The organism is Fluviicola sp., assembly GCF_030151805.1.
In the GTDB taxonomy this organism is placed as follows: Bacteria; Bacteroidota; Bacteroidia; order Flavobacteriales_D; family Crocinitomicaceae; genus Fluviicola.
The window spans coordinates 1-12515 of record NZ_JASLCN010000288.1 but is presented as its reverse complement, the minus strand read 5'-3'; the positions used below and the strand labels follow the sequence as shown (position 1 = coordinate 12515).

General features: G+C 41.0%; 9 protein-coding genes. 7 read left to right on the top strand and 2 right to left on the bottom strand.

Going from position 1 to position 12515, the window contains the following annotated elements; all coding sequences use genetic code 11:
- On the bottom strand, nt 1–1814 hold a 1814-nt coding region (locus Q1V93_RS11080; protein ID WP_300664677.1), incomplete at its 3' end, for a M48 family metallopeptidase.
- 230 nt (nt 1815–2044) lie between these two features.
- Here Q1V93_RS11080 and Q1V93_RS11075 point away from each other — a divergent pair.
- The 4 genes from Q1V93_RS11075 to Q1V93_RS11060 all read left to right on the top strand — a co-directional run bounded on the left by Q1V93_RS11075 (nt 2045) and on the right by Q1V93_RS11060 (nt 7534).
- Nucleotides 2045–4141, top strand: coding sequence for an amino acid permease (locus Q1V93_RS11075; protein WP_300664675.1), 2097 nt, complete (start codon nt 2045–2047; stop codon nt 4139–4141).
- 166 nt (nt 4142–4307) lie between these two features.
- A complete protein-coding gene (locus tag Q1V93_RS11070; protein ID WP_300664673.1) occupies nt 4308–5405 on the top strand; it encodes a hypothetical protein in 1098 nt (365 codons plus the stop codon).
- Nucleotides 5406–5544: 139 nt separating this feature from the next.
- On the top strand, nt 5545–6894 hold the full coding sequence (gene ffh, locus Q1V93_RS11065) for a signal recognition particle protein (protein ID WP_300664671.1): 1350 nt from the start codon (nt 5545–5547) through the stop codon (nt 6892–6894).
- A 76-nt stretch (nt 6895–6970) separates the two neighbouring features.
- The gene (locus Q1V93_RS11060; protein ID WP_300664669.1) at nt 6971–7534 is read left to right on the top strand and encodes a hypothetical protein; all 564 of its coding nucleotides are present in this window, start codon (nt 6971–6973) and stop codon (nt 7532–7534) included.
- Between the two features lie 178 nt (nt 7535–7712).
- Here the strand turns inward: Q1V93_RS11060 and Q1V93_RS11055 are convergent, their stop codons facing one another.
- The gene (locus tag Q1V93_RS11055; RefSeq protein WP_300664667.1) at nt 7713–8321 is read right to left on the bottom strand and encodes a rhodanese-like domain-containing protein; all 609 of its coding nucleotides are present in this window, start codon (nt 8319–8321) and stop codon (nt 7713–7715) included.
- Nucleotides 8322–8598: 277 nt separating this feature from the next.
- On the opposite strand from Q1V93_RS11055, the gene Q1V93_RS11050 reads away from it, so the two are divergent.
- The 3 genes from Q1V93_RS11050 to Q1V93_RS11040 all read left to right on the top strand — a co-directional run.
- On the top strand, nt 8599–10815 hold the full coding sequence (locus tag Q1V93_RS11050; RefSeq protein ID WP_300664665.1) for a gliding motility-associated C-terminal domain-containing protein: 2217 nt from the start codon (nt 8599–8601) through the stop codon (nt 10813–10815).
- Nucleotides 10808–12217 carry a PorP/SprF family type IX secretion system membrane protein gene (locus Q1V93_RS11045; protein ID WP_300664663.1) on the top strand — a complete coding sequence of 470 codons (1410 nt, stop codon included), beginning with the start codon at nt 10808–10810 and terminating at the stop codon, nt 12215–12217. The genes Q1V93_RS11050 and Q1V93_RS11045 overlap by 8 nt, the downstream gene beginning before the upstream one ends.
- A 60-nt stretch (nt 12218–12277) precedes the next feature.
- On the top strand, nt 12278–12515 hold a 238-nt coding region (locus Q1V93_RS11040), incomplete at its 3' end, for a hypothetical protein (RefSeq protein WP_300664661.1).

The following is a 12515-nucleotide window of genomic DNA, read 5'->3' as shown; positions in this document are numbered from 1 at the left end:
CCTTCAATGCTCAATTCAGTAGGAGCATTATCCGTGCTCAGATTGTATCCGTTTTCGGCAGCTTCATTCTGAATAATTTCGGTGGAGTAGGACTTGATCAATTCAGACATTTTGATCGTCTTCTTTGATGACTCCATAATTTCTACATCCGGCTCTACCAAAGCAATGCTTTTGGATTTCAAATCAGGAATTGCGGGAATCAGTCTTGAACTTTTCTCCTTGTCGGTTTCGTTTTTTGGATTTGCGGAACTATTTTGAGCCGCCTTGAATGATTTCACGAAAGCACTGTCAGAAACAATGTCCGACATTCCATATAAATAATAGGCTGTAGAATCGAAAACCTGGGAACTGATGTTTCCGTCAGCTGAACGTTTTTTCTTGATCTTGTCGTATTTCGACCCGACATTTTTATCCGGTTCCGGTTTGTTCAGGCTGTCTGCCGGAATTTTTGCAATCGAATCATTGTAAGCTTTGTGTAAAACAAGTGCCTGTCCGTAATTGTGTTTGGAAAACGATTCCAGCGAAAACTGTTTGGTATTGGCAGCTGTTTCAACCATGCGGTCATAAATGGCCTGGATTTCCAAATCATTCGGGTTCGCAGAGCGGATATCGTAAATGTGTCTGAGTGCGATGGAAGAAAGTTCCAGTTTCTCCATCTTTTTCAGGATTGCATGAAGAGAAGCAATTTCACCCTCCTTGTGAAGTTTGGATTCAAAAGGTTTAGACATGGATGCTGATTTCGTTTGAGCAAGGGCAAGTAAGGTTTTCGCTTTCATTACTTTCAGATAATGAGAATCCGGGAATTCTTTCTCCAAAACGAAAATTGAGTAAAGTGCATTTGTCAGATCAAGAGATAGAATTGCATTTCTGATTGTTTCGAATCGAGCAATATTTCTGATTTCATAAAATCGGTCTTCTCCAAGCAAATCCGCTTTTCCGTTCCATCCGTTTCCTTTCTCCAAAACATCCAAAACCTGTTTTTTACGTTTTGAAATATTGGGATGAGAACTTTTGCTGTCGTTGTAATTTTCTTCAGCAGTGATCGGGAAACCTTCTTTCGGGAATTTGAAGGACGGAACATAAAATTCTTTCGAGTTGAAGAATGTTTCCGGAATTTTAACTTCATCAAAAGGAAGGTAAGAGTACATCAATACATCAAAAGTAGGCTCGATCAATGCTTCGTCATAACCTGCTTTCTTGTAAATTTCAATGGCGTCCGAATCGGCTTCCAACTCACGTTCTTTACTATACGTACTCAATTCGTAGTAATTGGGATTTTTCATCACTGTTTTTTGCTTGAAACGCTCCAATACGTGTTTCCGCTTGTAATGCGCAATTTCGTGAGCCAGCACATAAGCAATCTGAGCTTCCGAACTTACCTGGGAAACCAATCCGGTTGTAACGAAAATAATTCCCTGGTCGGTTGAAAAAGCATTTGTTTCATTCGATTTCAAGGTGTAAAAACGCAATTGATTGAACGTTTCTTTGTCGTCTTTCAACAGATTTTTTGCAATATCTCTCACATATTCTGAGATCGGATCGCCGAATACACATACTTCAGAATGAATGATTTCGTCAATCGAGGTATGAATTCCGGTATAGAATTTCCGTCTTAAACTCATTGCCAGATCAGGTCTGTCAACTTGAATATCGCGCTCGATTTTTTGATAGGTAGATAAGCTGAAATCTTCAGGAATACTGCCTTTTGAGCTTAAAGTTGTATAATCATTAAAATCTGTTTTGTTTTGAGCGAACAGGCTGTTAAAACCTGCAAAAATTAGGATGGAGGCTAGAATGAATGTTTTTTGTAACATAACCAGTATTTTAGGTAAGTGGGAGTAAAAGTAGTCAATCTGACAATATTTGATATGATTTGAATGATATTTCTGAATTTACCCACCACCCGGATTAAATTGAAAAGTCTCTGTTTACACGGGATTTGGAAGGATTTATGAACAATTGGAATGGTACTTCCGGTCACACAAATGTTTGCTGGTATCAAAAACTGTTCTTTTTCTTACTTTTGCTTTCCTTGCAAAATACTATGAAACAAAATTCCCTTTTTCGAAAAAAAACAGTTCAGGATATTCTTGCTTCAGCCCAACAAGGGGAAGCAGATGGGCATACTGCATTGGGAAAACATTTGAAGGTAAGAGATTTAGCAGCTTTTGGGATTGCTGCAATTATCGGTGCCGGAATCTTTTCTACGATCGGTGAGGCCAGTTCAAATGGCGGTCCGGCTGTGATTTTTCTATTTATTTTCACTGCAATTGCCTGTGGTTTTGCCGCTTTTGCCTATGCCGAATTCGCATCAATGGTTCCGGTTGCCGGCTCTGCTTACACCTATTCGTATGTTGCTTTCGGAGAAATTATTGCCTGGGTAATCGGTTGGGCGCTCATCATGGAATATGCCATCGGAAATATCACCGTTGCCATTAGCTGGAGTGATTATTTTACCGGAATGCTCGACGGAGTCGGAGTTCATCTCCCACAGTGGATTCAAACGGATTACCTGACCGCGCATAACGGTTATAACGAAGCATTGGCTTTGATGCAGGGAGGAAAAACCTTTGAAAACCTGGATCAGGGATTGCAGGCAGCTTACACGGCATGGAATACTTCACCGAATGTTTTCGGATTGCATTTGATTTTTGACCTTCCGGCATTATTCATTATTGTTTTGATTACTTGGTTGGTTTACCGCGGAATGAAAGAAAGCCGGAATGCCAGTAACGTGATGGTTGTCATCAAACTGGCTGTTATTTTATTGGTGATTGCGGTCGGGATTTTTTATGTAGATACTGAAAATTGGAGTCCGTTTGCTCCGAATGGCGTTTCCGGAATTCTGAAAGGAGTTTCCGCCGTGTTCTTTGCATACATCGGTTTTGATGCCATTTCGACCACTGCGGAAGAATGTGAGAACCCACAAAGAGATTTGCCTCGCGGGATGATGTGGGCAATTATTATCTGTACCATTTTGTATGTAATTATTTCGTTGATTTTAACCGGGTTGGTGAATTACAAAGTACTTGCGGTGGGAGATCCTTTAGCGTTCGTTTTCCGGGAAATTGATTTGAAATGGATGTCGGGAATTATTGCTGTTTCGGCAGTCATTGCGATGGCTTCTGTATTGTTGGTTTTTCAAATGGGGCAGCCGCGTATCTGGATGTCCATGAGTCGTGACGGGTTACTGCCGAAAAAATTCTCGAAAGTTCATCCGAAATACAAAACACCTTCTTTTGCAACGGTTGTGGTTGGTTTTGTGGTAGCGGTTCCGGCTTTGTTTATGAACCTGACCATGGTAACGGATTTATGCAGTATCGGAACCTTGTTTGCATTCGTATTGGTTTGCGGCGGAGTGCTCATTTTGCAAAATAAAACAGACATTCCGAGAGGGAAATTCAGAACGCCGTATGTGAATGGGAAATATGTACTGCCGTTCCTGGTTGTGGGAGGAATTGTGCTTGGCTTTACGGAATACAAAAACGAAATGGTCGGATTTTTATCCAATCGTTCGGAATTGAAAGAAACAAAGGATTTGATCGTTGATTTGAGCGAAGAGGAATCAGCTCAATTAAAGGCACATGTGATCCAAATTGATGAAGCCGGGCTTGCATTGGTGGGGTCGGATTTGTTGGCTTATTTTGAACAGGCCCCGAAGATTGATTTGCCAACTTCCCTGAAAGGAATCAAAAGCAATTCGAAGGATTCGTTGGTTTCTCAGCTAGATGAAGCAACAAAAAAGCGCCTGGTTCACTTTTTAGAAGGATACGATGAAAAAGGATTCAAACTGATGGATTCAGATTTGGAAAGTTATTACAATCAAGGACCGAAAATCTCCATCGAAACGGCGCTGAAACCAATCGGAATTTCCGGGAAAAGATTATACAATGCCGGATTCTCTCATTTTGCACATAAAATTCCGACCTGGATTTTTATCCTGTTTACGTTGTTTATTACCATCGTCACAATCCGGAAAAATCTGTCACTCATTCCTTTGCTGGGCTTGCTTTCCTGTTTGTATATGATGAGTCAGATTGAATTGCGGAACTGGATCGCGTTTGTAATCTGGCTGGTGATTGGTTTGGTGATCTATTTTGTGTATAGCCGGAAAAATTCAAAACTTGGCTTGAAAGTTTAATTGCTTCGAATTACACTTTTAATTGATAATCAATGAGTTGTTTTTTTGCTTTGTGACGCTAAACTTGAACCGAATCGCAATATGGCGAATGTGCGATTGAATCTTAAATTTGCTTATCAGGTATTCGGAATTATTGAATATATTCGATTGATTTTAAAATCATTGTATGAAAACTACTGCATACTTAACAGCCTTGTTGTTTCTGGCTCTTGCATTGAATGCGTGTAAGAAAAAGAAAGTAGATCCGGATAATGACGGAAGTTCGTATGCTTCAATGGAAGTGTACAGCGAAAGTGCAATGGGAGTAATCTACAACCAGGCAACGAACAGCGTTGCATACAACAAACCGGATGCAGACGGAACCTACAAAATCTATATTTCCAATTACGACGGAACGGGAGAAGTTGCCCTGACATATCCGGGGTGGGCCTCCAACAGGCATCAATGGGCAGAAGAATGGGATCCGACGGGACAATATTTATATTGTTATGTGGAGAAAACCGATTATGTTTCGGAAAGCGGACATACACGAATTCCGGAAGATGCAATTCCAGGTTACGGAGCTTACACGGATTTGTGGATCATTAAGCGGGATGGAAGTCAGGCATGGCAGATGACCAATTTTCCAAACGATTACAATCATGGAATCATTCATGGAGCCATTTCGAACGATGGAACCTTGTTTGCATGGACGGAACGTATTCAGGCTCCGGTATTCCTGGATTTGAACCTGGCGGCAGGGGCGTATGTTTTTAAAGTAGCTGATGTTTCCTGGAATCCGCAACCCGTTTTTTCGAATATTCGGACCTATCAGCCAAACGGAGAGCCTGCCGGAGGAGAAGTAGAAAGCATCAGTCCGGATAAGACTGATATTTTGATTTACAGCACGTTTGAATCACATAACCTGGTGTCAACACCCATTTACCGGATCGACCTGGCAAGCGGAAATACTACCAAACTCACAGAAGAAAGCTTTTCGCAAGCCCCGACTTATACACCGAACGGGCAAAAAATCGTTTATATGACCGGAAAAGATTGCGCGGTTTTTCCCGGACAATTACAAGGAGCAGATTGGTGGATCATGGATGCAAACGGAAGCAACAAAAAGCGTTTAACCTATATGAATCTGAAAAACCATCCGCAAAGTGTGAATAGTTATCGCCTGGCAGGAACCTTGTCTTTTGTCAATGATTCAACCTTTATCGGTGGAGTGATGACACAATCTTTGGGTTTGGTCGGATACAGTGCTTTGGTGAAATTTTGAATTGAAAATGGATAATGGACAATTGAAAAGACTCTGAATTGTAGTTATCTTTTTATAAATTATGTAATTCCTTTTGAATTTTCAATTCTCCATTTTCAATTACTCTTATCTTTGTAATCCAAAAAAATAGCTCAATAGCATGTTTGATAATCTTACCGATAAGTTTGAACGCGCCTTTAAAGTCTTAAAAGGACAAGGACAAATTACTGAAATTAACGTAGCAGAAACATTGAAAGAGGTTCGCAGAGCCTTGCTGGATGCCGATGTGAACTTTAAAACTGCCAAAGATTTCACCGTTCGTGTGAAAGACAAGGCAATGGGTCAGAATGTATTGACAGCTATTTCTCCAAGCCAGTTAATGATCAAGATTTGCCACGAAGAGTTGGTGGAATTGATGGGAGGAAATGAGAGCGAAATCCAGATTCAGGGAAATCCGGGAATCGTATTGATGTCAGGTCTTCAAGGTTCCGGTAAAACAACGTTCTCCGGAAAACTGGCGAATTACCTGAAAACAAAGAAAAACAAAAAGCCTTTATTGGTTGCCTGTGACGTTTACCGTCCAGCTGCGATCGACCAGTTGCATGTTCTTGGAGAGCAATTGGGAATTGAGGTTTTCTCCAATAAAGAGGAAAAAGATCCGGTTAAAATTGCTACTGCTGCGGTAAACTATGCGAAAAGCAACGGATTCAATGTCGTGATCGTCGATACTGCAGGTCGTTTGGCGGTAGATGAGGCGATGATGGACGAGATTGAGCGTGTGAAAAAAGCGTTGAATCCGACTGAGACTTTGTTCGTTGTGGATTCCATGACCGGACAAGATGCAGTAAATACAGCAAAAGCGTTTAACGAGCGAATCAATTTCGACGGAGTTGTATTGACGAAGTTGGATGGTGATACACGTGGTGGAGCTGCATTATCAATCAAAACAGTTGTAGACAAGCCGATCAAATTTGTCGGGACAGGGGAGAAGATGGATGCATTGGATGTATTCTATCCGAAACGAATGGCCGATCGTATTTTGGGAATGGGTGACGTGGTTTCCTTAGTGGAACGCGCTCAGGAACAATTTAACGAGGAAGAAGCAAGAAAGCTTCAGCGCAAAATTCAGAAAGATCAGTTCGATTTCAACGATTTCCTTGGGCAGATTCAGCAAATCAAAAAGATGGGTAACGTCAAAGATTTGATGGGAATGATTCCGGGAATGGGGAAAGCGGTAAAAGATGTAGATATCCAGGATGATGCTTTCAAACACATTGAAGCAATTATCTATTCCATGACTCCGAAAGAGCGTGCAAATCCGACTCTGATTAACGGACAGCGAAAAAACAGAATCGCTAAAGGATCGGGAACAAATATTCAGGAAGTGAACAAATTGCTGAAGCAGTTCGAGGATACGAAGAAAATGATGAAAATGATGAGTAATCCGAAGAACATGATGAGCATGATGAAGCAAATGAAAGGCATGAAGGGCGGAATGCCGGGGATGTAGGACAATTACGAATGCCGAATTACAAATTGAGAGATTCGGATTCATTTGGAACTTGTAATCAGGAACTCGTAATTAAATGATTGACTTCGAACTCACATCCGACGAACCTTATTCAAAGGAATTGCGAAATTCAGGAATCAACTCCTTTGTGGAGGCCTGTAATTTTGTTGCTAAACTTTCTTATGGCAGAAATGCAAACCGGGAAGATTTTGGATTGGTACTTTCAGAACAAAAAGGAACCTGTTCTTCGAAACATGCTTTGTTGGCAGAACTGGCTTTGGAAAACGGGCATCCTGAAATTGAACTGATTGCCGGAATCTTTTTAATGAATGGTGAAACACATGCCAAACTGAACGATTTCTTCGAAAATAAACCCTATACTTCATTACCCGAATGCCACTGCTACCTTCGCTTGAAAGGAGAACGTTTCGATTTTACAGATACTTCAGATGCACTGGAGCGAATCGCACCCAAATTGGTTCGGGAACAACGCATTGACCCAAATCAGGTCAGTGACTGGAAAATAGTGATTCACAAAGATTACTTGCAACGCTGGCTGAACCGGAATCCCGGAATTGGAATGACTCTGGAGAATATCTGGAAAGAGCGGGAAGAAGCAATCTCGATTTTGAGTAAATAACGTCCTGACTGGTTCTTGAAAATTGCACAGATTCGTAAAATTGCGAAATGACATTTTTGAAATCAAACAAACTGACCTTATGAAAAATCATCTTGTCAATTTGCAATATTACGAATTCTCACTGTTTATAAAGGGTTTGGAAGCTTTTTTTGACTTCTCATTAGAGACTCTTTAAGCCTCAATCCAATAATTTCTTCAAATCTTCTTTGGAACAAGCACCTGTCAATCGCTTACCTTCAATCCCATTTTTGTAAACAATAAAAGTTGGAAAAGCCCCCGCTTTTAATTCCTTCACCAATTCTGTCTGCGCACCACCATCAATTTTGATAATGGTATATCCTTCCTCACTTAATTCGTCCATGATCGGCGCCATTTTTTTGCAGGGCGGACACCATTCAGCACCGATATCAATTAATACCGTTCGATCTTTCGGAAGAGAGTTGAGAAAATCAGTTAAACTTATCTGTGCAACTTTTTCAGTGCCCTCTACCGGTAAATCCTCCAGGTTCCAGGCGTTGATTCCTCCTTCCAGGTTGATCACCGTTTTGAAACCTTCTTTGATAAGCCATTTCTGAGCTGCCGCGCTTCTCGATCCTGCTAAACAATAAATGTAAACAGGTTTTTCCTTGTCGAGAGAAGCGATTCGTTCACTGAACTGGTTGATATTATTCCAGTCGGCCTGAAAAGCTCCTGAAATGTGGCCTTGTCCGTACTCTCCGAAAGTTCGTACATCCAAAAGTTGAATTCCTCCCTGCCGAATGGAATCAGAAAAAGCTTTCGGATTCAAACTTGGTTTTTGTGAAAACGCAAAGTTGAAAAATGTTGAAAAAAATAATAATGTAAATTGCTTTGTGAAATATTTCATACATCTAACTGATTTTGAAACCCGTTTTAAGAATAGAAACAACGATTTAGTCTGCTATATATGCTTTTAGAAAACCAAAATGTTGCCTTAACGGTAAATGTAGAAAATGTTCATTTGGAATAATTGTAAAAAACTGTTAATTTCGATTCAGTTAATGTTAGGAATCTCAAATTCGATAGCTTATCAACACTTATACTCTATGTTTAGCCGATACTTGTTTTTGTTGATCTTCTTTACCACACTTACTTCTATAACAAAGGCTCAGGATGTTTGGTTACAAAACCATTTCTCTCCTAATTCAGGCTGTAGCTTGTCAAATACCGAAACAGTCACTGTTTTGATCAACAACAACTCCGGAGTGGTAATGCCTTCCAATACGATCCAGGTAAGTTATACCGTAGATGGTGGTAGTTTGACCAATCAGCTTTTATCTTCTAACCTGATGGCAGGCGCGTCATGGAATTTCAGCTTTACTGTAAAGGCAAATTTATCCACTTGCGGAGCACACATTCTCAAAGTCTGGGTAACACGTGCAGGAGATTTAAACCACTTGAATGATACGGTTCAATGGGCTGTTCAAAATGATTGTCCGATTGTTCCTGGGACGGTAACATCCGATATTACGGTTTGCCAGGGAGCGAATGCAGGAACACTTTCTCTTTCAGGCTGGTCTTACGGGACAATTACTTCCTGGGAGACTTCTACCAACGGAGGAGCAACCTGGAGTCCGGTTGCGAATACAACACCGTCACTTGCCTATAATAACGTTTCACAAAATACGCGCTACCATGTTTTAATTGACGGAGGTTTTTGTCCGGATGCTATTTCGGGATATGCCACAGTCACTTCTCAGCCTCCGGCTACTGCCGGAACGATTTCGGGAGCAGATTCGTTGTGTGAAAATGCAGCTTCGGGAGTACTGAATCTGACAGGAAATTCAATGGGAGTTTTGCAATGGGAATATTCCACGAATGCGGGAGGAACCTGGACGCCAATTACAAATACGACGACTACAAATAATTATACATCGCTTACATCATCGACCATTTACAGAGTGTTGGTGGATGGCGGCGTTTGTGCGGATGTGTATTCCGATACGGCATTGATTTACGTCGATCCTGTTTATCCTCAGACAGTGCTTGCCGGAAGTGATTCCTTGTGTATTACGAATGCATCGGGTTCTGTAAACGGAACTGGCACTTTCGGATCTGTTTTGGGTTGGGAATTCTCTACCGATAATGGTTCCACATGGAATTCAATTTCCAACACAACAGGAATATACAATTATTCCGGATTGACTCAAACAACTTTTTACCGCATGGTTACAGAAGGAGGTCAATGTCCGGATGTGATTTCAGATACTGCCATTATTTATGTTCAAGCACTTCCGGTTCGACCATCTTTGGGAGATTCGGATACTTTGTGCGAAAATGCAGTTACCGGAATTTTAAATCTTAGTGGAGCAAGCACTTCTATTTTGGGCTGGGAATCCTCCACTGACGGAGGAAATACCTGGAATCCGATTACCAATACAACAACTGCTTACGATTACAGTAGTCAAACAGTAACAACCATTTACAGAACTCATTTGGATGGTATTTTCTGTCCCGATTATTATTCGGATACGGCAATCATTCAATTGGATACTGTTCCGATTGCAGGAGTTTTGAATCAAAGTGGAACAGCGTGTGAAGGTACGTCGGAAGCACTTCATTTAGTGGGTTCTGTGGCTGATTCGCTGTCCTGGCAGTTTTCATCCGATAACGGAACGACCTGGCAAACAATTCCTGATTCGGATACCATCAACTATAACACGTTTGCAATCAACGGGAATGTCATGTTCCAGACAGTTGCCTTTTCGGGAGTATGCCCGCCGGATGTTTCAAATTCGGTAACGATCATTATGCTTCCGGCTCCGATAGCCAATGCGGGAAATGACACGTCGATCTATCTGGGAGAATCCATTACATTGAATGGTTCCGGAGGAATAACGGGAATCTGGATGCCCGGATCAACACTTTCCGATTCGACGATTACAAATCCGGTTGCAACACCATCCGTTTCGATACAGTATGCTTATTATGTTATCGATGCACAGGGGTGTGTTGGTGGAGACACGGTTTTGATCAAAGTACTGGATCCCATTCAGTTCAATATCCGCAATATTGTGACCGTTAATAATGATCAGATCAATGATACCTGGAATATCACCGGAGTTGAATTCTTTCCTATGACAGCTGTGAAAGTTTTTAATCAGTATGGAAAATTGCTGTATGAAAACGGAGACTACAAAAACGAATGGAAGGGAGACTACAAAGGGGCACAATTGCCTAACGGAACTTACTATTATGTAGTTCTGAAGGGAGGAACCGAGGAGGAATATAAAGGAACTATTACACTATTGGGGAATGAATAAAACACTACTACTTTTTGTTTGTTTGTGCTGGGGAAATCTATTTGGACAACAAGTTCCTTTTTACAATCATTATCTGATAAATCCGTTTGTCTACAATCCTGCATCTACGGGAGCAAGCGATTACGTGAATGCAAGTTTTGTCAGAAATCAGCGCTATTCCTCATTCGGATCAACGGCGGTTAATAATTATCTGACCGTTGAAGGACCCATTGCAAAAGGAAAAATGGGATTGGGATTGGTTGTTGCGCACCAAAACCAGGGAATCCAGCAGCAGCTGATGTCCAGTTTGAATTACAGTTATAAACTGAAGATCAATGAAGATCAGAATATCCGTTTCGGTGTTTCGGCAGGAGTGTTGGATAACCGGATCAATTATGATCAGATCAATGCGCAGGATATCAATGATCCTTATCTTACCGGTTTAAGGCCAACTGCTCCGGTTTTCGATATGAATGTTGGGTTGATGTACAACTGGAAGGATTTGAGAATCGGTATTTCAGTTCCGCAGATAATCGGCGGAAAAGTAAAATATGCCCGTGAAAAGAGCAGAGGGTATTATCAATTGGAAAGGCATTACATGATGTCATTGGAATATGATTTTCACGCAGGTGAAAAATTCATTATCCGGCCAAATGCGATTTTGAGATACATGCCCCATGTTCCGTTTCAATACGATGTTAGTTTAATGGGGCTTTACAACAATATGCTTTGGGCTTCTGCAACCTATAAATCAGATTATGCGGTTCAGTTCAATGCCGGAGTCCGGGTTCTGGATTTTTTGCGTGTCGGTTATAGCTATGAATTACTGATTGGTTCCATGAAAACATACAATACCGGTATGAATCACGAGATTTTCCTTGGTTTTTCTTTCAAGGGAAAAAGAGAAAAAGAAATTCAGATCGTGGAGAAAGAAGTGAGAGTGGTGGATGAACTGGCGTTGAGACAAAGAGACTCTGTTCAGAAGTTGAAAAACGAACTGGAAGATAAACTGAAGAAAATGCTGGAGGATCAGGCTCGCAAAGACAGATTGCAGAGAGAAAAAGACTCACTTTCAAACATTGCGAAAGTAACTCCGGTTGATACGGTTAAACCTAAAAATGATGTTCCGGAAGTCATTCCGGTTGCGAAAGGATATCACTTTGTGAATCTCGATAAAAGCGAATCTCCGGATGGGTTTTATGTAATCACAGGGGTTTTCTCTAACAGGCAGAATGCTGACCAGGTACTTGCCAAAAGCCTGGGTGAATATCCGAATACTTATTTAGTCGTTAATGAAGCAAATAACTATTTCTATGTTGTAATTCTTTATTCATTGGATCAAGAACTTGCCACAACAACATTTAAAGAGTATAAAACGAAGAAAAAACAAAAGGTGTGGATTTTGAATTATAAAAAAAGTTAAATTTCAGGCAACCCTTTGTTAAAAAACAAGTCAATATAATTGAACTAGAACTCTATGACTATGAAAAAAACTACTGCTTTCAGATCAATCTGCGATATTGTTCTGCCGTTTATGTTCGTTCTGGGTTTCTCAACGTTGTCGTTGGCTCAATTTCCAGGTTGTCCTAATATTGATGCAGGACCGGATCAAGTCTTGCCATGCTCGACCCCGTGTACGAATTTAACCGCAATACCATTTCACACTGGTGCAACAACAACCTACACAGTTAGTGCAATTCCGCATACACCGCCGATTGCCT